Below are 26,958 nucleotides of genomic sequence, written 5' to 3' on the forward strand. Positions count from 1 at the left end.
GCCGCGGCGCTGGGCCGGCGTGCGCCGCCGCGGCCCGCAGCGGGCGCGCCCGGCGCGATCGACCGCACCCGGGACGTGCCGGCCCGGCCGCCGTGCCGCACCACACCCGAGACGGCCGCGGCACGCCGCTCCGATCGGTGATTGGAGGGATCTTCGCGCGCGTCCTGCCCTGACCGGCAGGGTCGGGGTCCGCCGGGCCTCCCGTGAGTGCGCGCAGCGGCCGGGCTGATCGCGCGCTGGCCCCGTCTGCCCGCCGCGGTTCCGCGTTCCTCCGGTACCGGCCGGTGCAGCCTGGCCCGGGTGGAGCCGACGGGGGCCGCGACGGTGATCGCGCAGGGAAACCGCGGGAGGCGGGTGCCGGGAAGCCACCAGCGGCGGATGTCAGGAGCCGCCCCGGGCCGGCGCCGTCAGCGGGGGTCGGCGAGGCCGGCCAGGAGGGCGTCGAGGCCCTCGGCGAAGAGGCGGTCGTGGTCTTCGGGAGTGTCCGGCAGGGCGGACAGGGTGGGGAAGCGGCCGTCCAGGGCGGCGGGGGCCGGCGCGGGGAGCCCGGAGGCGCGGACCTGCCGGATGGCAGCCCCGGTCACATAGGAGTCGAGGGCGGCCGCGGCCGCCGTCAGCGCCGGCCCGGTCAGGCCGGCCTCAGCGAATGCGGCGTGGACCAGTTCGGCGGAGCGCCGGGCCGGCTCGGTGTCCGGGCGGCGGTTGATGAGGAGCTGCAGCGCGCCGGAGTGGCGCAGCAGCGCCGCGCGGTAGCGGTGCGCCCAGTCGCGCAGCCGCTCGCCGGGCGGCCGGGTGTCCTCCTCGTCTCCGTCCGCGCTCTCGGCGCCAGCGTCGTCGCCGGGTAGCGGCGCGTCGGCGCGTTCGGCCCGGTCGAGGTCGACCAGCGCCGCCGCGATCGCGTCGAAGAGCTGCTCCTTGCCGAGGGGGAAGTGGTGGTAGACGGCCATCGCCTCCACCTCCAGCGCGTCGCCCAGGCGGCGCATGGTCAGGCGGCGCAACCCCTGGCCGTCGATGATGCGCAGCGCTTCGTCGATGATGCGGTCGGTGGACAGACCGGCGTTGTTACGGCTCACGCCGGATCACCCTAGAGGAACCGGCCGGCCCCGCGCGCGCCGACTCCGCGGCACGGCGCCGGCCCGCCCGCGCGCCGCTGGGCCGGGGCGCGGCTGACGCGGTGACCCGCAGCACACTAGGGTTGGAGCGACGCGACCCCCGACGGTGAAGGCGAGTGGACATGGGACTGATGGGCGGCAAGGGCGGCGAGGCGCAGCGCCGCCGCGAGGAGGACGAGCGCAGCGCCGGCGAGCTTCCCGCGCTGCTGGGCGAGGTGGCGGAGGCCCGCGCGCTGCTGGACGCGGCCCAGCGCTCCCGCGCGTCCGCCGAAGAGCTCCGCGCGGCCGGCACCGCCCTCGACGACGCACTCACCCGCGCGCTGCGCGCGGCCTACGCGCGCGAGCGCGTCCTGGTCGGGGCGCGCGGCTACACCGACCGGATCCGCCGCCGCAAGCGGCTCGCCCGCCCGGACGTCCGCGAGGCCACCGAACTCGCCGAGCGGCTGCTCACCGAGCGGGAGCGGCACCGCCTGCACGGCGTCGCCCGGGTCCCGCGGAGTCCGGCCGGAGTCTGAGCGCCGGGGTGGTGCCGGCGGCCGCCGATGGGTGGCGCGGCGCCACTCGTGAGACGATCGGAACCGGGGGCCGTCCGGCCCCCGGCGCCGACGGCCTCGCCCCCCGCCTGCGGCGCCCCCTGCGGCACCGATCAGCACCGAGGACGGCAGTGGCGAGCGACGGCCCGGACTTCATCCGCATCGACCCCGAATCCAAGGTGCCCCCCTACGAGCAGATCCGCTCGTCGGTGGCGAACGCCGCCGCCGACGGCGAGATCCCCGTCGGGTACCGGCTGCCCACCGTGCGGGCGCTGGCCGAGCACCTGTCGGTCGCGGTGAACACCGTGGCCCGCGCCTACCGCGAACTGGAGCAGGCCGGCGTGCTGGAGACCCGCGGCCGGTCCGGAACCTTCGTCGCCGCCGGCGGCGACGACCAGCGCGCCGAAGCCGTCGAAGCCGCCCGCGTCTACGCCGAGACCGTCTCCCGCCTCGGCCTCCCCGGCAAAGAGGCGCTCGACATCGTCGCCGCCGCCCTGCTCGCCGCCCGCTGAGGGCCCGGCCCTCGGCCGCGGCGCTCCGCCAGGCCGGCCCGGAGCCCGGGGACGGGCCCGGAGCATTCCGGCCTGCCTCCGGTGCTCTGCAGATCGGCCGCCCTGCCTGCCCGGCCCCCCGCGGGTCCGCCGGGCAGCTGAGGGCCGGATGCGCACGGGCGGCATGGGCGGCATCGGCGGCGGTCGCGACAGCGGCGGAGCCTGGCCGGCGGCCGGGGGGCGGATGTCTGCAGGTGAACGGCGCGGTACGGCTGGGGCTGGGACAGGCCTGGGGCCGCGGCCCTCTCCGCAGCCCGCCCCCGCCCGCCCGGGGCCTCCGGGCGGGCGGGCGGGGGCGACAGCCCACCGCGGCCGGCGGCGGAGAGGCCGCAGAACGGCTCAGGGCCCGCTGCCCTGTTGCGCCCGAGCGGCCGCGCGGCAGTCGAGAGGGTGGCGCGGGCGGCGAAGAACAGGGCCCCGGTCCGGTGCCGCGCCTGCGCCGCGCGGGCCGGCGGCCCGCGCAGGGCGACTCCGGGTGCGCCGCGTACACGCGGCAGGGCGGGCCGGGGAAGGCTCAGCGGCGGCCCTGGCCGACGACGGCGATCAGGAAGATGGCGATGAGGCCGGCCCAGGCGGCGATGACGCCGGCCGGCCCCAGGTAGGAGCCGCCGATGGCGCCCAGCGGGATGGCGAAGATCATCGTCATGAAGCCCATCATCAGCCGCGGGCTCTTCCACTGCAGGTCGTTGTCTGCGGCCGGGTCCGCGGCGGGGACGTTCTGCCGTGCCATCCGGGCGTCGACCCGGGCGTCGATCTCGGCACCGATCCGGTCCACCAGGGAGGCCGCGACGGCGTCGTCGTAAGCGGGGCCGAGATCGCGGCCGGTGCGCAGGGACGCGGCGATCTCCTCGGCCGACAGGCCCGCGGAGACGGGCCGGCCCGGTGCGGGGGCGGCGGGCGCAGCACCGGCCTCGGGACCGGTCGGAGCGGGGGAAGCAGCGGCGGGCGTTTCAGTCATGCGGCCAGTATGCGCGCGGGGGCGCCCGCCGGATAGCCCCGGCGCGGCAGTCGGGGGACTCCTCAGGGGCGCCCCCGATGCGGGGTCCGGGCCCTACCCCGACCGCGGCCGTACGGGCCCCGCACCGGACCGCGCCGCCGGGGCACGGCCGTGCGGGGTGCGGGGCCCGAGACAGCGGCGGCCCCGCTCCCGGGGCGGGAGCGGGGCCGGTGCGCTGCGGTCAGCTGGCGAAGTCGAGCAGCTGCCGGGCGCGGCTGGGGTGCCGCAGCTTCGACAGCGACTGCTTCTCCAGCTGCCGGATCCGCTCACGGGTGAGCCCCATGTGCTTGCCGATCTCGTCCAGCGTGCGGGGGCGGCCGTCCATCAGGCCGAAGCGCAGCGACATGATGGTCGCCTCGCGCGGCTCCAGGTCGTCCAGTGCCCGGCGGAGCTGGTCGGCCATCAGCTGGCGGTCCACCACCTCGGACGCCTCCGAGGCGTCGATGTCCTCGATCAGGTCGCCGATCCGGGTCTCGCCGTCCTCGCCGATGGTGGAGTCCAGGCTGATCGGCTGGCGGGTGACCCGCAGCAGCTCCTCGATCTGGGCCGGGGTCTTGTCCAGCTCGTGCGCCAGCTCGTCCGGCGTGGGCTCGCGGCCCAGCGTCTGGTGCATCTCCCGTTCGAGCCGGCTGACCTTGCTCAGCAGCTCCAGGACGTGCACCGGCAGCCGGATGGTCCGGGCCGAGTCGGCGAAGCCCCGCTGGATCGCCTGGCGGATCCACCACATCGCGTAGGTGGAGAACTTGTAGCCCTTGGCGTAGTCGAACTTCTCGACGGCCCGGATCAGGCCGAGGTTGCCCTCCTGGACCACGTCGAGCAGCGACATGCCGCGGTCGCTGTACTTCTTGGCCACCGAGACCACCAGGCGGAGGTTGGCCTCCAGCATGTGCTGCTTGGCCTGGCGGCCGTCGTCGGCCACCCACTCCAGGTCCGCCCGCTCCTCGTCGCTGAGCGGGCCGGGGTCCGGCGCCTCGGGCAGCAGGCCCAGCCGGTACTCGGCGTACAGCCCGGCCTCGATGCGCTTGGACAGGTCGACCTCCTGCTCGGCGGTGAGCAGCTGGCGGCGCCCGATGGCCTTCAGGTAGGTGTGGACCGAGTCGCCCATCGCGGGGGACTGGTCGTCGAGGTCGGCCTCGACCTCGGCGCGGCCGCCCTTGCCGCGTGCCGGAGCGGCGGTGGCCGGAGCGGTGTCCAGTACCTCCTCGAGGGCCTCGTCCTCGGTGTCGGCGTCGACCGACTCCACCCCCGCGGAGTCGTCGCCGTTGGCCAGCCGGACGCCCGCGTCGGTGAGCTCGCGCAGGATGGACCGACCGTCGGCAGGGCTGATGCCCGCGTCGGAGAATGCACTCCGCAGCTCCGCGAGGGACAGGTGTCCCTGGGAGCGCCCCCGGGTGATCAGCTCGTTCAGAGCCGCGGACGCGACCTCGCTGCTGCCGTCGTGGGTCTCCGCCAGCGTGGGAGAAGTTGCCAGGGCAGTGCGCGTCATGAAGGCACCTCCCTCCCTTCCAAGACGTGTGGCGCACGGCGGTATGGAACCGCCGACTCGGCGCGCCACTATGTCCAACGTGTCAGAGAGTCAAATGTTCCCGGTCTCGATTGCGTATCGCCGGTCGTGCGCTAGATCACCTGCGCCTACGGCCCCGCCGGTCGCCGACGGCGGGTACGGGCGGGCGTCGGGGTCGTGTAGGTAGACGTCCGCGGCGCCGCAGAAGTTCCACCGTGTCCGGAGAAAGCCCCCTGCCTGCGCCCGGGCCGCTGCGCCGGCTCCCGCGCGGCCGCGGGGCGGCGGACGCGGCGGCCGCACAGCACGCCGCCGCCTGGCGCCGGCCGGGCACCGGCCGCGGTGCGGGCCGCCCACGATCATGCTGCCCGTGGAGCGCGCCGTCAATCGCGCGGCCGGAGGTGCGGTGCGCCGACGAGCTGCACCGCCTCCGCGGCGCGGCGCCGACGGAATCGGTGCGTCCGGCCTCCCTCCGGCCAGATCGGCGCCGGCGCCGATCCAGCCGGGCCGGGAGGGCAGGGGCGAAGGGCCAGCGCAGCGGCGCGGGCCGGGTGCGCGCCGCCGCTTCAGCCGGCGGGCGCCGGGACCGGGCCGGCCGCCCCGCCGTCGCGCAGTGCAGCCAGGTCGTGCTTGCCCGAGGCCAGCAGCGGCAGCCGCTCCCGCAGCTCCAGGGTGTGCGGTGCGGCATAGCGGGGGAGCCGCTCGGCAACGGCGGCGCGCAGCTCGGCCAGCGTCGGCGGGGACGACGGGTCGGCCGGAACGACCACCGCGGTGACGCGCTCGCCCCACTCGCGGTCGGGGCGGCCCACCACGGCCGCGTCGGCCACCGCGTCCAGCGCGGTCAGCGCCGCGGCCACCTCGCCGGCGACGACCTTGTGCCCGCCGGTGTTGACGACGTCGTCGATCCGCCCGCGGATCGCCAGCCGGCCGTCCTCGCCGAGGGTGCCCAGGTCCCCGGTGCGGAACCAGGGCCGCCCGGCGGCGTCGCGGACCAGGCTCTCCGCGGTCGCCTCCGGTGCGCCGCGGTATCCGCTGAACACGACCGGTCCGGACAGCCGCACGCGGCCGTCGGCTTCGAGGGCCGCCTGCACGCCGTCCAGCGGCACGCCGCTGTAGACGCAGCCGCCGCAGGTCTCGCTCATGCCGTAGGTGGTGACGACGTTCGCGCCGGCCCGCGCGGCGGCGGCGAGCAGCGGCGGGTCGGCGGCCGCACCGCCGAGCAGCACCGAGCGGAACGACGACAGGTCGGCGCCGGCGTCGAGCAGCCGGCGCAGCTGGGTCGGGACCAGCGACACGTGCGGCCGGTGCCTGCGCCCCGCTGCGGCGACCGCCTCGGGGTCGAACGGGACGGCGGCCGGCGCCGAGCCGCCGACCAGGGCGCGCAGCACCACCTGCAGGCCGGAGATGTGCGCGGTGGGCAGGGTGCACAGCCAGGCGTCGCCGTCCTGGGCGCCGATCCGCTCCCGCGAGGCACGGGCCGAGGCCAGGAGCGCCGACGCCGGCAGCATCGCGCCCTTGGGGGTGCCGGTGGAGCCGGAGGTGGCGATCACGAGCGCGGTCTCCCCGGGGACCGGTGCCCCGCCGGCGAGCTCTTCGGTGCCGTCCGGGGTGCGCAGGGACGACGGGCGCAGCGCCGACAGCAGTGCGCGCCGCCGCGGCTCGGGCAGCGACGGGTCCAGCGGAAGCAGCGCGGGGCCGGTGCCGTCCAGGGCGGCGCCGAGGAGGTCGGTCAGTTCAGCGGGGGCCAGGCCCAGCACGGCCTGGAGTTGTCGGTCCTGCACGGCCGCCAGGCTATCCGCCGGCACGGACCTGCCGGGACCGCACCCGCCGAAGACGCCCCGTCCGCGGCGCGGACGGGCCCGGCGCGGCCGGCAGAGTCCGGCGTGCAGGAAGACCGCGCAGGACGATTAAGGTTGATGTGTTCGACGGACGTTCGGTGAGGAGATGACGGGCAACGTGAGTGGCGTGGAGTGGCAGCGGTCGGGTGACTACACCGACATCATCTACGAGACCGCCGAGGGCATCGCCAAGATCACGATCAACCGCCCCGAGCGGCACAACGCGTTCCGCCCCCAGACGCTCTTCGAGCTCCAGGACGCCTTCGCGAACGCGCGGGACGACTCCGAGGTCGGCGTGATCATCTTCACCGGCGCCGGCGACCAGGCATTCTGCTCCGGCGGCGACCAGAAGATCCGCGGCGACGACGGCTACATGGGCGACGACGCGGTGGCCAAGCAGGGCATCGGCCGGCTCAACGTGCTCGACCTGCAGGTGCAGATCCGGCGGCTGCCCAAGCCCGTCATCTGCATGGTGGCCGGCTGGTCGATCGGCGGCGGCAACGTGCTCCAGGTCACCTGCGACCTGACCATCGCCGCCGACAACGCGAAGTTCGGGCAGACCGGCCCCAAGGTCGGCTCGTTCGACGGCGGCTACGGCGCTTGGCTGCTCGCCGAGACCGTGGGCCTGAAGAAGGCCCGCGAGATCTGGTACCTGTGCCGCCAGTACAGCGCCCAGGAGGCCCTGGACATGGGCATGGTCAACACCGTCGTTCCGCTGGAGCGCCTCGAAGAGGAGACCGTCGGCTGGGCGCGCGAGATGCTGGCGAAGTCGCCGCTGGCGCTGCGCATGGTCAAGGGCGCGATCAACGCGGTCTCCGACGGCGCGGCCGGCATGCAGCAGTTCGCCGGGGACGCGACGATGCTCTACTACATGAGCGAGGAGGCCCAGGAGGGCCGCGACGCCTTCAAGGAGAAGCGCCGCCCCGAGTTCGACCGGTTCCCGCGCCGCCCCTGATCGGAAGCGCACCGCAGAGGCGGCGGGCCGCACGCGCGGTCTGCCGCACCCGCCGGCGCAGGCGGCCCGCATGCTCAGTGCCGCTTCCAGGGCGGCGCGCACGCTGAGGCGGTGTTCCTCCGCGGGCACCGCCGCGGGCCCGGCCCGCAGCCGCGGCAGCGGGCAGGACCGGCGGCGCTGCGCTACAGCGCGGCACCGGGCCGCGCAGAAGGGAAGGGGTCCATGGACGACGACGGCGACCGTGCAGGCCGCGCGTTCTCGGTACCCATGCGGACGCGGTTCCGCGGCGTGCAGTCCCGCGAAGGGCTGCTGGTGCGCGGCTCCGCGGGCTGGGGCGAGTTCTCGCCCTTCCCCGAATACGGGCCCGAAGAGTGCTCCCGCTGGTGGGCGGCGTGCGTCGAAGCGGCCGAAACCGGCTGGCCGGCGCCGGTGCGCGACAGCGTCCCGGTGAACGCCACCGTCCCCGCCGTCGGGCCGGAGCAGGCCGCCGCCATCACCGCCGCGAGCGGCTGCAGCACCGTCAAGGTCAAGGTCGCCGAGGCCGGGCAGGACCCCTCCGAGGACCTCGCCCGGGTCGAGGCGGTGCGCGGTGCACTCGGCCCCCGGGGCCGGATCCGGGTCGACGCCAACGGCGGCTGGGACATCGATACCGCGGTGCGCATGGTGCGCGCGCTGGACCGGTTCGGCCTCGAATACGTCGAGCAGCCCTGCCGGACCCTGGACGAGCTCGGCGCCGTGCGGCGCCGGGTGTCCGTGCCGGTCGCCGCGGACGAGTCCGTCCGCAAGGCCGCCGACCCGCTGAAGGTGCGCGCCGCCGGAGCCGCCGACATCGTCGTGCTGAAGGTCCAGCCGCTCGGCGGCGTGCGGGCGGCGCTCGACGTCGCCGAGGCGTGCGGCCTGCCCGCCGTCGTCTCCAGCGCGGTGGAGACCTCCGTCGGCATCGCCGCCGGAGTCGCCCTGGCAGCGGCCCTGCCGGAGCTGCCCTACGCCTGCGGGCTCGGCACGATCCAGCTGCTGGAGTCCGACGTCGCCGGCGACCCGCTGCTGCTGGCCGCCGGAGAGCTGCCGGTCCGCCGGCCCGCGGTCGACCCCGCCGCGCTGCGCGCCGTGGAGGTCGATCCCGCGGCCTGGCGCGCCCGCGCGGCCGCGGCCCGGGCCGCCGGACCCGCCGCAGCCGGCGGCGGAGTGGGCGGCGTCTCAGCCGCCTCCGGGACGGGTAGGACCGGCGGAACCGTTGGACCCTGAAGGATGCGGGCACGCCTGCACCCGACCGCCACGACCGGAGAGCAGTGACCGATGAACCCGTCTACCGCCCTGGCGCGCGTCTTCGTCGACGAGCTGGCACGGTGCGGCCTGACCGAAGCGGTCGTCGCGCCGGGATCCCGCTCCACCCCCCTCGCCCTCGCCATCGCCGCCCACCCCGGCGTCCGGCTGCACGTCCGCATCGATGAGCGCTCCGCGGCGTTCTGCGCGCTCGGCCTGGCCCGCGCCTCCCGCCGGCCGGTCGCCGTGGTCTGCACGTCGGGCACTGCCGCCGCCAACTTCCACCCGGCGGTGATGGAGGCCGACCAGAGCGGCGTCCCGCTGCTCGTGCTCACCGCCGACCGGCCGCCGGAGCTGCGCGGCACCGGCGCCAACCAGACCGTCGACCAGATCCGGCTGTACGGCAGCGCCGTGCGGTTCTTCGCCGAGGTCGGCGTGCCCGAGCCGGTGGCCGGGATGAACGCCTACTGGCGGTCCCTGGCCTGCCGCGCGTGGGCGTGCGCCGGCGATCCGCGGACCGGAACCGGCGGCGGCGCCGGCGACCCCGGCCCGGTCCACCTCAACCTGGCCTTCCGCGACCCGCTCGTCCCCGAGGAGGGCCCCGGTGCCCCGGAGTGGCCGGAACCGCTCGACGGCCGCCCCGGCGGCCGGCCGTGGATGGCCGCCGCACCGCGGATGGCCGAGCCGGAGCCGTTCGTGCTTCCCGCCGTGGAGCGCGGAGCCATCGTGTGCGGCGACGGCGACTACGATGCCGTGCCCTACCTGGCGCTCTCGGCGGCCACCGGCTGGCCGCTGCTCGCCGAACCCACCTCCAATGCGCGCCGCGCCGACGCCCCCTCCACCTACCGCGAGCTCCTCGCGGTGGGTGGCTTCGCCGCCGAACACGCGCCGGACCTCGTCGTCTCCGTCGGCCGACCGGGGCTGTCCCGGCAGCTCATGGCGTTCCTGCGGTCAGCGAAGACGCATATCGCCGTCGGTGACCCGCGCCGCGTCGCCGACCCGGTGCGCACCGCAGCGCAGGTCGTGCCCGCCGTCGCACCGCCGCCCGGCGCCGACCCGGACACGCCGTGGGCCGCGTCCTGGCGGACGGCCGACGCTGCGGCGCGCGCCCTCCTCGACGCCGAGCTCGACGCCGAAGAGGGGCTGGGCGAGCTCCGCCTGGCCCGCGACCTCGCCCAGCTGATCCCGGCCGGGTCGCTGCTGTTCGCCGGCTCCAGCATGCCGGTGCGCGACCTGGACGCGGCGATGCCGGCCCGCTGCGGCGCCCGGATCATCGGCAACCGCGGCGCCAGCGGCATCGACGGCACCGTCTCCACCGCGGTCGGTGCGGCACTGGCCCACCAGGCCGACGGAGGAGGGCCCGCGTTCGCCCTGCTCGGCGACCTCGCGGTGCTGCACGACCAGAACGGCCTGGTCCTCGGCCCCCAGGAGCCGCGCCCCGACCTCGCGGTCGTCGTCGCCAACAACGACGGCGGCGGCATCTTCTCCAGCCTCGAACAGGCCGGCCACCCCGGATTCGAGCGCCTCTTCGGCACCCCGCACGGGGTCTCCATGGAGCAGGTGGCGGCTGTCGCCGACATCGGCTACACCCGCGTCGAATGGGCGACCGACCTGCCCAAGGCGCTGCTCGGCGAGGGCCTGCGCATCGTCGAGGTCCGCACGGTCCGCAGCGAGTCCGCCGCCCTCCGGACCCGGGTCCAGCGCCTGGTGGCCGAAGCCGTGGACGGCTCCGGCGCCGCCTAGGACGCGCAAGGGCGTCCGCCGCGGGCGGCGTCGCCGGATGCACCCGCCTCCTCGACTGCGGAGAGCGCAGCGCGGGGTGTGCCGGGGCGGTAGGGGGGGCGGAGGCGGGCGGCCCTCCCGCGTGTCGGAACGGGGCGGTACCGTCGGCGCATGGCTCACGTGTGGCACATGACCGAGTTGGCCCGGTGGCAGGCAGCGGGGGAGCGCGGGGAGGTGGCCGCGGACTCGCTGGACAGCGACGGCTTCGTGCACGCCTCGCCGGATGTGGAGACGCTGCTGGCCGTCGCGAACGCCTTCTACCGGGAGACTCCGGCGACGCAGCCGCTCGTGGCGCTGGCCGTGGACACCGACTCCGTGGACGCCGAGGTCCGCTGGGAGGCGGCCGACCCCGCACCTCCGCCCGGCGCCGCACCGGATGTCCGCTTCCCGCACATCTACGGTCCGGTGCCGCACGCTGCCGTCACCGGCGTCCTCCACCTGCGCCGCGACCCCTCCGGCGCGTTCACCGGCGCCGAGGAGCGGCCGCTCACCGCTGAGCGCCTCGACCTGCTGCCGCACCCAGAGGGCGGCTGGTTCCGGCAGACCTGGCGCACCGCGGCCGAGTTCCAACCGGACGGCTACCCGGGCCCGCGCGCCGCTGCGACCGGCATCCACTTCCTGCTCCGGCCGGGGGAGGAGTCGCGGTGGCACCGGGTCCGCTCCGACGAGATGTGGGTCTTCAACCGCGGCGGCCCGCTGCAGATCGACCTCGGCGGCGCCGGCGCGGCGCCCGGTGCTCCCGCCACCACCGTGCTCGGCGCCGACCTGGCCGCCGGCGAGTCCGTCCAGTTCCTGGTCCCCGCCGGCACCTGGCAGGCCGCGCGCCCGGCATCCGACGTCGAGGTCCTCGTCAGCTGCTTTGTCGCGCCGGGCTTCGACTTCGCCGACTTCGAGGCGGTCTGACCCGCCGGTTGCGGGCGGCCGTGCGCTGCCGGACATCCGCCGGCCCGCGCCGCGCGGGTGGAGCAGCGCGGAACGTGCCGCAGTCCCGCACGCCGCCGATCGGCCGGCTGCGGACCGGGCGTGCGCTTGCAGGGCGCGGCGGACTATCGGACGGCTGCGCCCGTCGGCAGGTCCCGCGGGGGGCGGCTGCTGCGGAAGCGGAGCGGTCGGCTCCGCGGCCGCGGGCCCCGGGTGACCCCCGGAGGCCTGCGGCTCACCGGCCGGCGGGGTCGGTCAGGGCGGCGCGCATCGGGCCGAACTTGGCGTCGGACTCGGCCACCTCGGCGGCCGGGTCGGAGTCGCCGACGACGCCGCAGCCCGCGAACAGGCGGGCGCGGGAGCCCTCGACGCGGGCGCAGCGCAGCGCGATGCCCCACTCGCCGCGGCCCGCGGCGTCCACCCAGCCCACCGGGCCCGCGTAGCAGCCCCGGTCCATGCCCTCGATCTCGTGGATGAGTTCCACGGCGGCCGGGGTCGGGGTGCCGCCCACCGCGGCCGTCGGGTGCAGGGCAGCCACCGCGTCCAGCGTGGACACGCCCTGCCGCAGCTGCGCCGCCACCGGTGACGCCAGGTGCTGAAGCGTGGCCAGCCGCAGCAGTTCCGGCTCCTCCGGCGCGTCGATGCGGGCGGCCAGCGGGCCCAGCGTGGCGCGCAGCGACTCGATCGCGTAGGCGTGCTCCTCCTGGTCCTTGCCGGAGGCGAGCAGCTCCGCGCCCAGCCGGGCGTCCTCGGCGGGGCTGCTGCCGCGGGGCCGTGTCCCGGCGAGCACCAGCGACTCCACCCGGTCGCCGTCCCGGCGCAGCAGCAGCTCCGGGGTGGCACCGATCAGCCCGCCCACGCTGAACACGTGGCAGTCGGACTGGGCCCGCACCAGCCGGTCCAGCAGTGTGCGCGGATCGATGGCGCGCTCGGCGTCGGCCACCAGGTCCCGGGCGAGGACGGCCTTGTCGAGTTCACCGCTGCGGATCCGCTGCACCGCGGCGGCGACGGCGCCGGACCACGCGTCGGCGTCCAGCCCGCCGGAGCTCCAGGTGAGCGGCCCGACCGGGCGCGGCGGCGTGCGCGGCGCCGACAGAGCAGGCGGGTGGCCGCCCGTCCCGACCGGTCCGGCCGTCGTCAGCCAGGTGCGCCCGCCGCTGCGTCCGACGGCGACGCTGGGCACCACGAGGAACGACCCCGCCGAACGCGCGTCGAAGGTGAAGGAGCCGAAGGCGACCGGGCCGGTGCCGGGCAGGCCCACCGCGTCGTCCACCTCTGCGGCACCGAACAGGGCGGACAGCTGATCGGCGGCGCTCGCGAACCGGTCGGGGCCGTCGGCGCTGATCCGGGCGGCGGCGCCCCAGCCGACGATGCCCTCGCCGTCCCGCAGCCACGCCAGCGGCGCGTCGGCGGGCAGGTGGGCGAGCAGGTCGCGGCCGTCGCGCAGTTCGACGGTGCGCACGGCGAGCGGGACGGGCGGGGACGCAGGGGCGACGTTCACGGCATATCAGTCTAGAGGGACGCGGGCCCTGGGGCGCCACACCGCCGCAGGTGGCGCCGGAGTCCGCCCTGCGCCGGCGTGCGCCGTGCGGGCGGGGCCGCCGGAGCCGCTCCGCCGGGCGGCTACGGCCCCGGGAGTGCCGCCCCTGCCGCTGTTTCACCGCCGCCCGTGAAAATTTCCACTCGAATCGATATTGGAATGTGATCTTTGCGAGTGTTCCGTGTGACCGTCCTCGCCGAAGATCCCGGCCCATTCCGCACTTTGCCCGACTATGGTGTTCCGCGGACCGAACACCGACGGACAGGGGGCAGGGTGGGGACGAGATTGACGGTACGGGCGGGGCTCGTTTCCGTTCTCTTGGCGTCCGGCTGCACGGCCGCGCCGGACGGCAGAGACGAGGCCGCCGCGGACGCCCCGCCGATCCCGGCCGAATGCGAGCAGGGCGCCGACCACGCCAAGCGCGAGATGCGCGGCGCCTGGGCGACGACCGTCCGCAACCTGGACTGGCCCTCCGCGGACGACCTGAGCGCCGAAGAGCAGCAGGCGGAGCTGCGCGACCAGCTGGACCAGGTCCGCGACCTCGGCCTCAACACCGTGTTCCTGCAGGTGCGCTCCACGGCCGACGCGATGTATGAGTCCGACAAGGAGCCGTGGGCGCGCTACCTCACCGGCGAGCAGGGCGGCGACCCGGGCTACGACCCGCTGCAGTTCGCGGTGGAGGAGGCCCAGGCGCGCGGCCTGGAGCTGCACGCCTGGTTCAACCCCTACCGGGTCGGCCACAAGGAGCCCGACCTCGCGGGCCTCACCGACGACCACCCCGCGGTGCGCAACCCGGAGTGGCTCGTGGAGTACGCCGAGGAGGGCTGGCTCGACCCGGGCAACCCCGAGGTGCAGGAGTGGGTCTCCGACGTCGTCCTCGACGTCGTCGACCGCTACGACATCGACGGAGTCCACTTCGACGACTTCTTCTACCCCTACCCCTCCGAGGGTGCCGGGGAGTTCGACGACGACGCCTCCTTCGCGGCGCACGGAGGCGGCGAGGACCGCGAGGACTGGCGGCGCGCCAACGTCGACGCGCTCGTGGCTGACGTGCACGGCCGCATCCAGGACACCAAGCCGTGGGTGCGCTTCGGGATCAGCCCGTTCGGCATCTACCGCAACGCCGAGAACGACCCGGCCGGCTCCGACACGCAGGGCCTGGAGTCCTACTCGGCGCAGTACGCCGACACCCTCTCCTGGGTGGAGAGCGGCACCGTCGACTATCTGGCGCCGCAGCTGTACTGGGAGCGCGGGCTGAGCAACGCCGACTACGAGGAGCTCCTCCCGTGGTGGGCCGACGCCGTTGACGGCAGCGGCGTGGACCTGTACGTCGGCCAGGCCGCCTACCGGGTCGGCGAGGGCGGCGTCTGGGACGGCGACGACGCCCTCTCCCGGCAGCTCGACTTCAACGCCGAACACGAGGCCGTCGAAGGCGACATCTACTACGGCCTCAGCGACATCCTCGACGACAACGCCGCGGTCCGGCAGCTCGCCGAGGACCACTACGGCACCCCCGCGCTGCCGCCGCAGGCCGACGGCGGCGAGGGCCACCCGGATGCGGTCCAGGGGCTGGAGGCCGAGCGCACCGGGGACGGTGCCGAGCTGACCTGGGACCCGGTCGACGGAGCCCGCTCCTATGCGGTCTACCGCGTGCCCGACGACCAGCGCGGCGACGAGTGCGCCCTGGGCGGCAGCGACAACCTGGTGGGCATCGCCGGACCCGGCGAGCAGCCGTCGTTCACCGACGGCGGGGCCGGCGACGACGCCGCGACGTACCAGGTGACGGCGCTCGACCGGTACCGCACCGAGGGAGCCCCGGCCGACGGCGCCCGAGTCGGCTCCGCAGAGGGCTGACGCGGGTCCGAAGGACGGAGCGTCGGCCGACGGGGGACCCGCTGCGAGGGTTGCGGGTCCCCTTCTCCGTATCCGGCACCCCCGGGCGGCCGACGCCGCGGGCCTGATCCCTCGCCGGGGAGGGAGAGGCGCTCTCCGCGCCGCCGCGCCGCCGCGCAGACGGCGCTTGGCGGCGGCTGGCGGTACGGCGCGGGCCGGAGCACGGGCGCCCCGCCGGTGTTCCGGCAGTCGGGGAGAGCCGGCCCGGACCGGTCCGAGCCCCTGGATCCGGAGACGGCTGGCGGGGTGCGGCGGAGGAGGTGCAGGAGGGGGCGCGGCGCCTCCGGGCCCCGCTCGCCGCCGGAGAGGCCCGCCCCTGCGGATGCTCTGCCGCTGAAAGCGCGGGAGCGGTCTCGGCGGGTGGCGGCCCAGCGCGCAGGGCTCTCGGTCTCCACCGAGGCGCGCACCTGCCCGGCCGCCCAGCCCTGCCCCCTCTGACGCGCGCGGAACCGCCCCCTCAGGTGCCGGGGGCCTGCCCGGAAGGCTCCGGGCGGCCAGGGCCGGGTCCAGGGCCCCTGCACCGGTGACTCCGCGCGCGGAACCGCCCACCGCCCGGCCGCCAGGAGGGTGGGCTTCGCGGCCCGCAACGCGGCGGGCGTCCTTCCCGGTGTCCGCCGCTCGCGCGTGCACCCGTGATCTGGCACCGCAGGCCCGCCGAAGGGGCCGGACCCTCCGGGACGCGGCAGGAGGGGACTCGCAGGGGAGCCGCCGGGGCCGCCGCGTCCGGCCGGACGTCCTGCTGGGCCTGCTGGGCCGACCCGGGGAGTCCGGTCCCGTGCGCGGGCCGGTCCCCTGCACCGACGGCCGCGCAGCAGCAGGGCCGGCCCGGAGACCCGGGCCGGCCCTGCTACTGCGCGTGCTGCGGGGCACTCAGCCCCGCGGCGTCAGAGGCTGTTGGTGAACTTGGCACCGATGGGGCCCGCGACCGAGCCGCCGCCACCACCGCCCTCGACGACGACCGCGAAGGCGACGTCGCCCTTGTAGCCCACCATCCAGGCGTGCGTGTCGAGCTCGTCGTCCTCGTTCTCCGCGGTGCCGAACTCGGCCGACCCCGTCTTGCCGAACACCTCGCCCTTGAAGCCGGCGTCCTCGGCCGTGCCGTCGGTGATGACGGCGCGCATCATCGGGCGCAGGGTTTCGGCCTGCGGAATCGCCGTCGGCTCCGGGAGGTCCTTCGGCTCCGGGTCGGAGACCAGCGCCGGAGCGCGCCACGAGCCGTCCGCGACGGCGGCAGGCACGGTGGCCATGTGCAGCGGCGTGGTGAGGATCTGGCCCTGGCCGATGGACTGCGCGGCGAGCATGCCGGTGCTGTCCGGGGTGGGGAAGGACGGCTCGTGCGTCGGCACGCCCAGCTTCATCTCCTGGTTCATGCCGAACATCTCGGCGGCCGCCGTCAGCGTGGAGCCGTCCAGCCGGTTCGCCACGTCCTGGACCAGCGCCGTGTTGCACGAGGTCGCGAACGCCTCGGTCACGGTCTGCTTGCCGTACTTGGCGTCCCCGGCGTTGGTGAAGCCCATCGCCTCCTTGGGGCAGTCCATGGTGGCGTCGGTGGTGAGCCCGTTCTCCAGCAGCGCCTCGTAGGTGACGATCTTGAACGACGAACCGGGGGCGTACTGCCCTTCGAACGCCCGGTTGAAGCCCGGTGTGTTGTTGGCCGACGCCACGATCTCCCCGGTCGAGGGGCGGATCGCGACCAGCGCGGTGGGCTTGCTGGCACCGGACACCGCCGAAGACGCCGCGCCCTGCAGTGCGGGGTCGATGGTGGTGGTGACGTCCTGGCCCGGCTCGCCCTCCAGGGTCTCCAGTGCGGGCGCCTCCGGGTCGGCGGCGACCTCCTCCTCGGCCCCCTCCTCGGCGACCCGGATCGAGATGGACGCCTTGCCGGCGAGCCGCTCCTCGTAGGTGGCCTGCAGGCCGCTGGCGCCGGCCGGGTCGCCCTCGGCGTAGGCCGGGCCGAGCCGCTCCAGGTCCTCCGCCGTGGCGGTGCCGACCGAACCGGTCAGCATCTGCACCGACTCGGAGGTGTCCTGGGTGTCGATGGGGCTGCCGTCGGCGGCGAGGATGCGCCCGCGGTCGCCCCACACGTTCCCGCGCACCAGCGTGCTGCCCTCGGAGAGTTCCGGGTGGACCGTGGCGGGGGAGAAGTCGACCTTCCACTCGCCGTCCTCGCGGACCAGGTCCATGGTGCTCTCGTAGGTCCAGTCGCCGGCGTTCTTCAGCGACAGCGTGGCGGTGAACGGCGCCGACGCCGTCTGGTCCTCGCCCTCGGTGACCTCGCCCAGCTCGATGGCGGTCGCCTCGACGCCGAGGTTGTCCACGATCGGGTCGAGGACCGCGGCGGGGTCGCCGGCCGCCGCGGCCGCCATGGCCTCGGCGTCCTGCTCGGTCCAGCCGGCGGCGAACGCGGCCGCAGTCTCGTCCGGTCCGGGGCCGCGGCCGAACAGGTACCAGCCGGTGACCCCGCCGGCCAGGGCGAGCACCAGGAGGACCGCGCCGATGCCGATGAACAGGCCCTTGCGGGACTTCTTCCGCGGCGCCTCGTCGCCGTAGCCCTCGGCATAGTGGCTGGACGGGGGCGGAGGGGTGCCCGGGCCCGCGTCGCCGCGCGGCTCGCCCGGGCCGAACCCGCCGGCTGCCGCGCTCGCCTGCGGGCCGCTCGGCTCCGCGGTGAAGGGCTGCTGCGGCCCGGACGGTCCGGCGGCGTAGGGCTGCTGCGGCCCGGAGGGCGCGGGCCGCCCGCCGTAGGGACCGTAGGGGCCATAGGGGTCGTAGGGCGCTTCGGCGGGGCCGGCGGCACTCTGCGCGCCGGCCTGCCCGGGGGCGTCCTGGCCGGGCCCGGCAGCGGGGAACACCGACGTGGAGTCGGTCCCTGCCGCTCCGGCACCCGCCGCGCCGTAGGGGCTCGTGCTGCCGCCCGGTGCCGAGCCCGAGCCGTACGGGTCCGCGGCCCGGCTGCCGGATCCGTAGCCCGCCGCAGCGGTGCCGGAGGTTCCGTAGCGGTCGCCCGGAGCATCCCGGCCGGGGGAGTCGGCGCCGGCCGGGCCGGAGCCGTAGCCGTCCTGCTCGGAGCCCCGGCCCCAGCCGGTGGCGGAGCCGCTTCCGTAGCGGTCCCCGCCGGCAGCGGAGCCGAAGTCGGAGCTGCCGGCGGCGGCGCCGTAGCCGGCGCTCCCGGCCGCGCCCGCCGGGCCGTGGTCTGCACTGTCCGCGGTGTCCGCGCTGAAGGCGGACTCGCCCGGCCCGCTGTCTGAGGCGGAGCCGGAAGCGTAGTCCGCCCCGGACGCGGAGCCTTCGGAGGGGGAGTGCTCCCAGGGGCGGCCGGCTGCACTGTCCCCGCCGATGGAGGAGCTGCCGCCGGAGTACGGGTCGGCACCGGACGCGCCTCCGGACCACAGGCCGCCGCCGGCTGAACCGCTGTCTGCGCCGGTTCCGGGGTAGGCGGGGCCAGCGGAGTCCGCGCCGTCGGAGCCGGAACCGCCGAAGCCCGCACCGGGGCCGTCCGGCTCCGAGCGGCCCGTGCCGGACGCGGCGCCGGAGACCTCGGCGAACGCGGCGGTCTCGTCGGTGTCGCCGGAGCCGGAGAAGCCGCTCTCGGCGGAGTCCTGCGGGGCGCCGCTGCCGGGGGCCGCCGCGGGCGCGGGGCCGTCCCCCTCGCCGCCGTCCTCGGCCGTGCCGCCCCCGGTGCCCTGGGCCGCGCCCGCGCCGCTGACCGGGGCGCCGGGGTTGGGCAGGCCGGAGGAGTCGAAGAGCCGGCCCTCGGACGGCCGGGAGTCCGGTGCCGCCCTGGGGATCGTGTAGGGACCCTTGCGATCGTCGGCAGCCGGCTCCGCGTCGGTCTCCCGGCCGCTCTCAGACGGCGAGGGGCCGCCGTCTGGGGAGGTCCACCTGTCGTCCACGCTATACGTCCTTCCGCTGCTCCGCCCGAGGCGGCGCCGCCCCGCGTCCTCGGACGAGGTGCGGGGCGGGAACGTGATGGGCGCCGGTGCGGTGGCCGCCGCGCGGCGCGGGGCAATGCGGCCCTCTGCGGCTCCCGGGCCGCGCCGGTCCCGCGCGGCGGGGGCATGCGGGGATCTCTGGGAGGCGGTGGAGGGAGCCCGGGGGGACACCTGCGGCCACACCGGTCATCAGAGACTCTAACCCATCGGTGCCGCCGGGCGGCCCGGTGCCCGGGCGTCCGCGCCCGGCTGCCCGGGGCGCGGACGCCCGCCGGATCAGCTGCCGGTGCCGCGCGCGATGCGGGTCATGTCCTCGCGCGAGCGGACCTTGATGCGCTTGCGCCCGGCTGCCTCGCCGAGCTGCTCCTCGTGCGACTCCAGCCGCTGCCAGTCCTCCCACACCGTGAACGGCACGCCGCGCTCGGCCAGCAGCGCGTCGAACTTCTCCGGCTCAGGCGCTTCGGCCGCCGGGAAGGCGTCCCGGTCGGCGACCAGGCGGGTGACGGTCTCCAGCGCGTCGCCCTTGGTGTGGCCGATCAGGCCGACCGGGCCGCGCTTGATCCAGCCGGTGGCGTACACGCCGGGGATGGGCGCGTCGTCCATGTCGAGTACGCGGCCGCAGTCGTTGGGGATCACGCCGCGGTCCTCGTCGAAGGGCAGGTCGGCCACTGGCGAGCCGAGGTAGCCGATCGCCCGGTAGACCGCCTGCACCTCGGTGTCGGTGTACTCGCCGGTGCCGCGCACGCCGCCGTCGCCGGTCAGCTCCATCCGCTCGGTGCGGATGCCGGCGACCCGGTCCTCGCCGAGGATCTCGGCCGGCCGGTGCAGGAAGTGCAGGTGCAGGCGGCGCGGCTCGCCGCGCGGGTCCCGGATGGCCCAGTTCTGCAGGATCTTGACGTTCGTCTTGACCTGGTTGGACTCCTCGGCGGCCGCCACGCTGGCGGCGCACATGTCGAAGTCCTCGGGGTCGACGATCACCTCGACGCCGGGCTGCTTGTCCAGCTCGCGCAGCTCCATCGGGGTGAACTTGCCCTGGGCGATGCCGCGCCGGGCGAACACGTGCACGTCGGTGATGTGCTTCGCCGCGAGGCCGCGGTGCACGTTGTCGGTGATGTCGGTGGACAGCAGGTCGTCGGCGTCCTTGGCGAGGATCCGGGCGACGTCGACGGCAACGTTGCCCGCGCCGATCACCGCGACGCTGGTGCCCTCGACCGTCCAGTCCGGCGCGACGTCGGGGTGGCTGTCGTACCAGAACACGAAGTCGGCCGCGCCGTGGCTGCCGGGCAGGTCGGCGCCGGGGATGCCGATCGGGCGGTCGCGGTCGGACCCGGTGGCGAAGATCACCGCGTCGTAATGCCGGCGCAGGTCCTCGAGCTTGAGGTCGACGCCGTACTCCACGTTGCCGACGAAGCGGATCTCCGGCTTGTCGAGGATCTTGTGCAGTGCGCCCTGGATCTGCTTGATCCGCGGGTGGTCGGGGGCCACGCCGTAGCGGACCAGGCCGTAGGGCGAGGGGAGCCGGTCGAGCACGTCGATGCTGACGCCGGTGCCGGACGCGCTGAGGGTCTCGTCCTTGGTGAGCAGGTCGGCGGCGTAGATCCCCGCGGGGCCCGCGCCCACGATTCCCACCCGAAGCGGTCGCGTCATCTGTCGTCTCTCCATTCGTCGCGCCGGCGAAGCGCGCTCCCGGGATTCTCGGCTCGGTCCGCGCCGCGGCGGCGCGCGGAGCATAGGCCAGGCTAACCTTATCTGCACTCGGTGCCCCGGGCGGGGTGTCCGAGCGGGCGCGGACGGCTCCGCACCCTTTCCCCATCTATCCGATCACCACGATAGACAATTCCTCTTCCGGCCGAGGGGGCGGCTGGCGCCTATCGGGCCCCGCGGCCGGCAGTGCTGCCGCCCCGCGCTGCGCGGGGGCGCCGCCGCGGGCGGGGCCCGCAGGGGGAGTCCGTGCACGGCAACGCCCTCGGGGCTGCGGTCCAATTCGCCGCGCAGGGTGAGGTCTGCCACGGTGCGCTTCGGCCGGGAGGCCGGCGGGCTCACCGCTCCCGGCGGGCGCGGAGCTCCTCCTTGACCGTCGCCGCAAACCGCGGCACCTGCTCCTGCCCGGACAGCCGGGCGATCGAGGACATGATCGCATCGGTGGCCTCCCGGCGGGACCGCGCGCGGCCCGCCTCGCCCTTCCACGGCGACAGGTCGACCGGTGCCCCGGCCCGCAGGCCGATCCGGCGCAGCGACGGAATGCGGCGCCCCTGCGGCAGGATGCGGTCGGTGCCGGCCAGCGCCATCGGGATCACCGGGACGTCGGCCGTCAGCGCCAGGTAGGCCAGTCCGGTCTGCCCGCGGTGCAGGCGGCCGTCCGGGGAGCGGGTGCCCTCGGGGAAGATGCCGAAGACACTGCCCTCCTCCAGCACCCTCAGGCTGTGGTCCATCGCCTCGCGCGAGCTCTGCCCGGGCGCGCGGTCCACCGACAGCTGGCCGATCGCGCGCAGCGCCCGGGTGAACGTGCGCTGCGCCAGGTTGCCCTCGGCGAACAGCTCCTGCTTGGCGATGAACACCACGGGGCGCGGCACCGCGACGCCGATGAAGAGCGGGTCGATGTTGGTCAGGTGGTTCGAGGCGATGATGGCCGGCCCCCGCGCCGGGATGTGGTGCAGGCCCTCGGTCTGCAGCGGCCAGGCGGCGCGGGTGGCGGGAGCGATGACCGTCTTGGCGGCGCCGTAGAGCGACACGGGACCCGATTCCTCTCCGTACGGCGGCCCGTCCGGCCGCGGGGGAGCGGCGGCGGAAGGGCCGGTTGAGCGACTTCGACACTAAGGCATGCCCGGCCGGAGCCTGTCCTGCGGACTCCCCTTCTGCCCGCGCAGATCTGCGCGGTGAACCGCGTCGCGAGCTCCCGCCGCGTGCTCCGCGCCGCTAGGGTGGTCTAGACCTGTAAACGGAGCTGGACCGGGGCGGGTCCGCGCCGCCGCGGTGCCGCGCCCCGGGCGAGGGAGAGGCCGAGCATGGCACGGTTCATCGACGTCAGCCACCAGATCACCGCCGGGATGACCACCTATCCGGGGCTGCCTGGACCGGTCATCGACGACCACCTCTCCTTCGACGACTCGCAGGGCCGCTACGCGCCCGGCACCGAGTTCAACATCACCCGGATCACGATGGTCGCCAACACCGGCACCTACCTCGACATGCCGGCCCACCGCTACCGCGACGGCGCGGACCTGGCCGACCTGGAGCTGGAGAAGGTCGCCGACGTGCCCGGAACCGTCGTCAGCTGTCCGGGCCGGGCGATCGGCCCCGAAGCGTTCGCCGGCACCGAGGTCGCCGGCCGCGCGGTGCTGGTGCGCACCGGCTGGGACCGGCACTGGCGCACCCCCGAATACGGCGGCACCGGCCACCCGCACCTCACCGAGGAGGCCGCGCGCTACCTGGCGGCGGAGGGCGCCCGCCTCGTCGGAATCGACAGCGTCAACATCGACGCCACCGACCCCGCGGCGGGCGGCGCCCGGCCGGTCCACTCGGCGCTGCTCGCCGCCGGCATCCCCGTCATCGAGCACCTGTGCCTGCTCGACCTGCTGCCCGGCAGCGGCTTCCGCTTCTTCGCCGTCCCGGTCAAGGTCCAGGGCATGGGCACCTTCCCGGTCCGCGCCTTCGCCATCGCCGACTGAGCGGCGCCCGGGGCCGCTGCCGGGATGGACTCCGCCCGAGGAGGCCTCCGCGGCCGGCTGCTCCGCCGTCCGCGCCCTGACCGGGGACGGAGCCCCGCCGGCACCGGCACCCGAGGCCGCGGACGGGACCCCTGGTGCGAACCGCTCCGGCTCGCCGGTATCCGGCAACCCCTGCGCCCGCAGGCCGGAGACGGTGCTGGTGTCCCGAGGGCGGCGGTGGCCTTCCGGACCGGTGTGCGCGGTGTACGGCAGCGCCGCGGCCTGCGCCCCCGGTCGGCGGCGCGCCCCTTCTGGGCAGGGGGACTCCGACTCGGGTGGGACGGTGCGCGGCAGGCGGCCGCACCGCCGCGGGTCGCACTGGGCCACTGCGGCGCCGCCGGGGGTGCCGGTTCTGTTTTCGAGTCTGATCCCGGTGCCCTGCTGCGGCGCATGCGCGCTCCGCGCGCTGGTGGCACCGGCGGGCCGCGCTGCCGGCATCGGCTCCCGTCCGCTGCGCTACCCGGTTGAGCGGGGTGGCGCCGGAGGAGGCGGATCCGGTGCACCCGCACGACGCGAACTCGGCGGCTACCGCTGCCGTCCGCCGCTGGACGGCCCGGCCGGCCCGGGCGGCCCCGTCGGGGTGCCGAGGGGCCCTGGGCGTGGCGGCGGTCCGCCGGGCCGGTGTCCGCGGTGCGCGGCCGCGCCGCCCACCGCCGCTACAGGTCGGCGTCGTGCTCCTGCTGGGCGCGGCGGCGTTCGCGCTGGGCGCGGCGCTCCTGCTCGTGGGCGGCGGCCCGCTCGTCCTCCGCGATGGCGGTGCGCATCGACGACGAGAGCACCCGCAGCTCCATGTTGATCCTGGGGTAGTCGACGAGCCGCGGCAGCGCGCCCAGCCGCGGCGTGCGCTTCTCCTGCAGCGCCCCGATCAGCTCGCGGAACGCCAGGTCGAGGCGTTGCAGGGTGATCTGCGAGGCCGTCGGCGGATCCTCCACCGCAAGGGTCGACAGAGCCAGGTAGCCGGACCGCTGGGCGGCCACCACGACCGGCCACAGTGGCTGCGTCGTACCGGCGCGCGGCACGTCGCCCACGGCGCTGTCGTAGACCGCGCGCAGGCCGATCAGCGCCGCCCGCAGGTCGCGGCGGAGCCGGTAGCGGCGCTCCGGGGTGATCCGCGCGTCCGGGTCGAGCACCGCCAGCACCGAAGCCCGCGTCTGGTCGAGCACCTCCTCGATCAGCTGCGGGAGCCGCGATGCCGAGGCGCGCCGCCAGAGCAGCAGGGCGCCCGCCATGCCCGCGAACGCGCCCAGCAGCGTGTCCAGGATGCGCGCCTGCGCCAGTGCTTCCAGTGGATAGGGGGCGGCGGTGTTCGCCGTGATCAGTGCCATCGGCGTCATCAGGATGCTGGCGTAGAAGAAGTTGCGCGGCACCACCAGCTGCGTCAGTCCCTGGAAGAGCGCCGCGCACAGGATCAGCACCGGCAGGGGCGGGGCGAGCAGCAGGATCCCGACGGCCAGCACCACGCCGATCAGCGTGCCCAACGCGCGCTGCGCCGACCGGTTCACGGTGAGCACCACGTTGCCCGCCTGCAGCACCGACGTCGCCGTGATCGACACCCAGTAGAAGCGGTCGAAGCCCAGCGCGATCGCCGCCAGCCCCGCCGCGGCCACCGTGATGCCCATCCGCAGGGCGGTCGGCCCGATCAGCGACCTCGGCTCCAGGCTCGACTTGAACGCGTCGCGCAGCGGCGGGTGCCGCTGGTCGTAGAGCTCCAGGCCGCGGCTCTCGTCGGCGTGGGTCGGCTTGCGCGCCGCCTGCGCGGCGCGGGTGAGGCGGGTGTAGAGGCGCGATTCCAGCGAGCGCGGCCGCAGGCCCTTGCGCGCCGAGTCCAGCTGTGCCGCGTCCGGGCAGCGCAGCGGGTTGGCGACGGCGCCGGCCAGCGCCTCGGCGAACTCCGGCACCTCCTCGGGCAGCGGGTCGGTGCGGGACAGCGCCACGTCGGTCGCTGCGAGGTGGATGTCGGACACCCACCGCAGCAGCGCCCGCATCCGGGCCGCCTGCGCGGTGTCCCGGTAGCCGCGGGTCTGGCCCAGCAGCACGATCCGCCAGGCTTCGGAGACGGCGAGGGACGCCTCGTGCTGGACGTGGTCGAGTTCGGGCGTGCCGATGGCCCGCAGCAGTTCGGCGAGCTTGCGGAACGCCGCCGCCAGCGCGCGGTTCTCGGGGTGGCGGCTGCGCACCGGTGCGCCCGCCATGGAGACCGCCCAGCCGATCGCGGCGCCCATCGCGGCCACGCCGGCGTGCTGGGGGACGGCTCCGAGGCCGCCCGGCGCGATCGTGGAGATCGCGCAGACCAGGACGAAGAAGAGCGGGCCGGGCCGGTCGACCCGCAGCGCCTGGCAGAGCCAGGTGGCGAGGCCGGCGACCGCGCCGATGGCGAGGGCCGCCGTCCACGGCGCCGTCGACGCCAGCGAGCCGACGCCGACGCAGACCACGAAGCCCATGCCGACGAGGCCCAGCGCCACCGCCCGATAGGCGTAGGGCGTGTTCTTCTCGTACAGCACCGTCATCGAGCCCAGCGCTGCCAGTGCGCCCAGCGACGGGTCGAGCAGGTAGGCGGCCAGCGAGAACGACGTCGCCATGGCGATCGCGGCCTTCGCCGCGGTCGTCCACGCCCACGCGCCGGTGTCGAGGCCGAACAGGGCGGACAGGTCGACGCGGGGGCGCGGCCGCTCGGCGACCTCCGCGCGCATCCGCGCCGGAGGGTTCCACTCGGCACCCTCGCCGTCCGCGCCGGCGCCTCCGCCGTCCGCGCCGGGTCCGGGATCGCCGTCAGTGGTCCTCTGGTCCGTCACGCCCCCAATGCTAGAAGGCGCACCGCGCGGACCATGGGAGGAGGCCGGGGTGTACGAGCGTTTTGCGAGGTTCGACGAGGTCCTATCGTGTTCGGTGGGGTTCGTCACGAATCGGAGTGCGGGCACCGATGATTCCGCGGCGCGCCGGAGGTCTGCAGGGTGAGGGGCGGCCGCACCAGGCGGCACCGCGGTGCCGAGCGCGCCGCAGCGCCCGAACCGAGGACGGGGAGACCCATGGCCGTGCTGCAGTATCAGTGCTCGATGTCGCTCGACGGCTTCATCGCCGGGCCGGACGGCGACATGTCCTGGCTGGGCGAGTTCATGGCCGAGGAGAGCCCGACCGAGTCGGCCATGATGCGGTCCGTGGCGGCGCGCACCGCGGCGCTGCTCCAGGGCGCCAACACCTTCTTCGGCGACGACCCCAACGCCGGCACCGACAGCGAGGGCGCCTACGGCGGCACCTGGGACGGTCCGCAGTTCGTGCTCACCCACCGCCGGATCGAGCACCCGGTGCCCGGCGTGGAGTTCCACACCGACCTGCACGCCGCGGCCCGCGCCGCGCTCGCCGCCGCCGACGCCGCCGGCCCCGACCGCACCGTGGGGGTCCTCGGCGCCGACATCGCCCGCCAGTACATCGACGCGGGCCTCGTCGGCGAGCTCTACGTGTCGGTTCTGCCCATCCTCCTCGGCGACGGCGTGCCGCTCTTCCGCCGCTCCGGCCCGCCGGTCCGGCTCACTCCGCTCGCCACCGAGGAGACCCCGAGTACCACCTCGCGCATCTACCGCGTCCAGACCTGACCGGCCGCCCTGCCGCCCTGCCCTGCCCGGAGGCCGCGGGGCGCGGACGTTCTCCGCCGGCTGCGGCAGGGGCAGCGTCGCAGCTGCGGCGTGCGGCACGCCGCCCAGGGCGCGGGCCTTCCGCTGCAGGCCGGCCTTGCCGGTCTGTCCGGGTTCCCCGGCAGGGCACGCCTCGCCGAGGCGATCGTCCGCCGGTGCGGACGCCCCAGTCGGCCTGACCCGTCGCCGGGGGCGCTGCGGCCGGCTCCGCGGTGCACCGCTGCTGCGCCGCCGCACCGTTTCGCGGCGGCGTGCCGGCAGCGCCGCCGCTGCGGGGCCGGCCAGGCAGCAGCGCTGACCGGGGCGGAGTTTCTCCGCTGCGGGCAGGCCCGCCCGCCTGACCGGGCGGCCTCCTCCGCTGGAGCCGCCCCGCCGAGGTGATCGGGGCCCGGGACGGATACTCCGGCGGCCGCCCCGGCCCGCGCGCCGGGGGCGGGATGGGAGCGGGGCGGGGAGCCCCGGGGCGTGCTTGCCGGTGTGCGGGACGGGTGTCCCGGCGGTCTCGGCGCTGTGGTCCGGCGCCAGGAACCCTGCCGGGCCGGAGGGGAGCTGCCCGGCCGCTCACCGGAAGGTGCCGGGCCGATCCCCGCGGGGTCACCGGTGCGGTCCCGTGCACCCGCCCCGGCCGGATGCCGGGCGGCATGGCGGCCGCTGGCCCCCGACCGGGGCCGCCCGGCCGCGGAGCGCAGCGTCAACCGGCTCACGCGCAACCGCGATGCCGCCACCCGCGCGGACGAGCGGGCCGCGCTCTCCGGCGGGATCGCCCCGGTCGCCCGGTCCGGATCCGGCTGCGGGATCCGGACC

At 76.0% G+C, this 26,958-nt stretch carries 18 protein-coding genes; 9 read left to right on the plus strand and 9 right to left on the minus strand.

The annotated features are described in order from the left end of the window. Positions 1-407 precede the first annotated feature (407 nt). Entirely contained in the window at positions 408-1,073 is a 666-nt protein-coding gene (locus ACYVGT_RS24435) for a TetR/AcrR family transcriptional regulator (protein ID WP_460862751.1), read from the minus strand. A 161-nt stretch (positions 1,074-1,234) separates the two neighbouring features. On the opposite strand from ACYVGT_RS24435, the gene ACYVGT_RS24440 reads away from it, so the two are divergent. Beyond that, positions 1,235-1,627 carry a hypothetical protein gene (locus tag ACYVGT_RS24440; RefSeq protein ID WP_460862777.1) on the plus strand — a complete coding sequence of 131 codons (393 nt, stop codon included), beginning with the start codon at positions 1,235-1,237 and terminating at the stop codon, positions 1,625-1,627. A gap of 149 nt (positions 1,628-1,776) precedes the next feature. After that, the gene (locus ACYVGT_RS24445; RefSeq protein ID WP_460862752.1) at positions 1,777-2,157 is read left to right on the plus strand and encodes a GntR family transcriptional regulator; all 381 of its coding nucleotides are present in this window, start codon (positions 1,777-1,779) and stop codon (positions 2,155-2,157) included. Between the two features lie 553 nt (positions 2,158-2,710). On the opposite strand, the gene ACYVGT_RS24450 is transcribed toward ACYVGT_RS24445, so the two are convergent. The 3 genes from ACYVGT_RS24450 to ACYVGT_RS24460 form a co-directional block, all read right to left on the minus strand. Beyond that, positions 2,711-3,154, minus strand: a complete 444-nt coding sequence (locus ACYVGT_RS24450) for a hypothetical protein (protein WP_460862753.1) — start codon at positions 3,152-3,154, stop codon at positions 2,711-2,713. A 220-nt stretch (positions 3,155-3,374) separates the two neighbouring features. Beyond that, complete coding sequence (locus ACYVGT_RS24455; protein ID WP_460862754.1) at positions 3,375-4,679, minus strand: RNA polymerase sigma factor; 1,305 nt, start codon at positions 4,677-4,679, stop codon at positions 3,375-3,377. A 581-nt stretch (positions 4,680-5,260) separates the two neighbouring features. Continuing rightward, complete coding sequence (locus ACYVGT_RS24460; RefSeq protein ID WP_460862755.1) at positions 5,261-6,475, minus strand: AMP-binding protein; 1,215 nt, start codon at positions 6,473-6,475, stop codon at positions 5,261-5,263. A 163-nt stretch (positions 6,476-6,638) separates the two neighbouring features. Between ACYVGT_RS24460 and menB the strand changes: the two genes are divergently transcribed. From menB to ACYVGT_RS24480, 4 genes are all read left to right on the plus strand, one after another. Continuing rightward, positions 6,639-7,487: a 1,4-dihydroxy-2-naphthoyl-CoA synthase gene (gene menB, locus ACYVGT_RS24465; RefSeq protein WP_460862756.1), complete on the plus strand. Its 849-nt coding sequence runs from the start codon at positions 6,639-6,641 to the stop codon at positions 7,485-7,487. Positions 7,488-7,709: 222 nt separating this feature from the next. Further along, positions 7,710-8,732, plus strand: a complete 1,023-nt coding sequence (locus ACYVGT_RS24470; protein WP_460862757.1) for an o-succinylbenzoate synthase — start codon at positions 7,710-7,712, stop codon at positions 8,730-8,732. Between the two features lie 51 nt (positions 8,733-8,783). After that, entirely contained in the window at positions 8,784-10,493 is a 1,710-nt protein-coding gene (menD, locus tag ACYVGT_RS24475; RefSeq protein ID WP_460862758.1) for a 2-succinyl-5-enolpyruvyl-6-hydroxy-3-cyclohexene-1-carboxylic-acid synthase, read from the plus strand. Positions 10,494-10,643: 150 nt separating this feature from the next. After that, positions 10,644-11,435, plus strand: coding sequence for a cupin domain-containing protein (locus tag ACYVGT_RS24480; protein WP_460862759.1), 792 nt, complete (start codon positions 10,644-10,646; stop codon positions 11,433-11,435). A gap of 253 nt (positions 11,436-11,688) precedes the next feature. Here the strand turns inward: ACYVGT_RS24480 and ACYVGT_RS24485 are convergent, their stop codons facing one another. Next, positions 11,689-12,954, minus strand: a complete 1,266-nt coding sequence (locus tag ACYVGT_RS24485; protein ID WP_460862760.1) for an isochorismate synthase — start codon at positions 12,952-12,954, stop codon at positions 11,689-11,691. 357 nt (positions 12,955-13,311) lie between these two features. On the opposite strand from ACYVGT_RS24485, the gene ACYVGT_RS24490 reads away from it, so the two are divergent. Continuing rightward, positions 13,312-14,847: a glycoside hydrolase family 10 protein gene (locus ACYVGT_RS24490; protein ID WP_460862761.1), complete on the plus strand. Its 1,536-nt coding sequence runs from the start codon at positions 13,312-13,314 to the stop codon at positions 14,845-14,847. A 923-nt stretch (positions 14,848-15,770) separates the two neighbouring features. Here the strand turns inward: ACYVGT_RS24490 and ACYVGT_RS24495 are convergent. From ACYVGT_RS24495 to ACYVGT_RS24505, 3 genes are all read right to left on the minus strand, one after another. Then, complete coding sequence (locus ACYVGT_RS24495; protein ID WP_460862762.1) at positions 15,771-18,779, minus strand: penicillin-binding transpeptidase domain-containing protein; 3,009 nt, start codon at positions 18,777-18,779, stop codon at positions 15,771-15,773. Between the two features lie 315 nt (positions 18,780-19,094). Continuing rightward, complete coding sequence (locus ACYVGT_RS24500) at positions 19,095-20,447, minus strand: FAD-dependent oxidoreductase (protein ID WP_460862778.1); 1,353 nt, start codon at positions 20,445-20,447, stop codon at positions 19,095-19,097. 410 nt (positions 20,448-20,857) lie between these two features. Beyond that, positions 20,858-21,550, minus strand: a complete 693-nt coding sequence (locus tag ACYVGT_RS24505) for a lysophospholipid acyltransferase family protein (RefSeq protein ID WP_460862763.1) — start codon at positions 21,548-21,550, stop codon at positions 20,858-20,860. A gap of 273 nt (positions 21,551-21,823) precedes the next feature. Between ACYVGT_RS24505 and ACYVGT_RS24510 the strand changes: the two genes are divergently transcribed. Next, the gene (locus ACYVGT_RS24510; RefSeq protein ID WP_460862764.1) at positions 21,824-22,486 is read left to right on the plus strand and encodes a cyclase family protein; all 663 of its coding nucleotides are present in this window, start codon (positions 21,824-21,826) and stop codon (positions 22,484-22,486) included. A 695-nt stretch (positions 22,487-23,181) separates the two neighbouring features. Here the strand turns inward: ACYVGT_RS24510 and ACYVGT_RS24515 are convergent. Beyond that, entirely contained in the window at positions 23,182-25,215 is a 2,034-nt protein-coding gene (locus ACYVGT_RS24515) for an FUSC family protein (protein ID WP_460862779.1), read from the minus strand. Positions 25,216-25,551: 336 nt separating this feature from the next. Here ACYVGT_RS24515 and ACYVGT_RS24520 point away from each other — a divergent pair, with 336 nt between their 5' ends. Beyond that, positions 25,552-26,115, plus strand: coding sequence for a dihydrofolate reductase family protein (locus ACYVGT_RS24520; protein ID WP_460862765.1), 564 nt, complete (start codon positions 25,552-25,554; stop codon positions 26,113-26,115). Positions 26,116-26,958 lie beyond the last annotated feature (843 nt).

The sequence above is a fragment of the Nocardiopsis coralliicola genome (assembly GCF_054779695.1).

What these genes read in the sequence shown, in the direction of transcription:
- ACYVGT_RS24450 (WP_460862753.1), bottom strand. Translation starts at nt 3,154, where the DNA reads ATGACTGAAACGCCCGCCGCTGCTTCCCCCGCTCCGACCGGTCCCGAG.
- menB (WP_460862756.1), top strand. Translation starts at nt 6,639, where the DNA reads ATGACGGGCAACGTGAGTGGCGTGGAGTGGCAGCGGTCGGGTGACTAC.
- ACYVGT_RS24520 (WP_460862765.1), top strand. Translation starts at nt 25,552, where the DNA reads ATGGCCGTGCTGCAGTATCAGTGCTCGATGTCGCTCGACGGCTTCATC.
- ACYVGT_RS24470 (WP_460862757.1), top strand. Translation starts at nt 7,710, where the DNA reads ATGGACGACGACGGCGACCGTGCAGGCCGCGCGTTCTCGGTACCCATG.
- ACYVGT_RS24455 (WP_460862754.1), bottom strand. Translation starts at nt 4,679, where the DNA reads ATGACGCGCACTGCCCTGGCAACTTCTCCCACGCTGGCGGAGACCCAC.
- ACYVGT_RS24480 (WP_460862759.1), top strand. Translation starts at nt 10,644, where the DNA reads ATGGCTCACGTGTGGCACATGACCGAGTTGGCCCGGTGGCAGGCAGCG.
- ACYVGT_RS24515 (WP_460862779.1), bottom strand. Translation starts at nt 25,215, where the DNA reads ATGCGCGCGGAGGTCGCCGAGCGGCCGCGCCCCCGCGTCGACCTGTCC.
- ACYVGT_RS24510 (WP_460862764.1), top strand. Translation starts at nt 21,824, where the DNA reads ATGGCACGGTTCATCGACGTCAGCCACCAGATCACCGCCGGGATGACC.
- menD (WP_460862758.1), top strand. Translation starts at nt 8,784, where the DNA reads ATGAACCCGTCTACCGCCCTGGCGCGCGTCTTCGTCGACGAGCTGGCA.
- ACYVGT_RS24440 (WP_460862777.1), top strand. Translation starts at nt 1,235, where the DNA reads ATGGGACTGATGGGCGGCAAGGGCGGCGAGGCGCAGCGCCGCCGCGAG.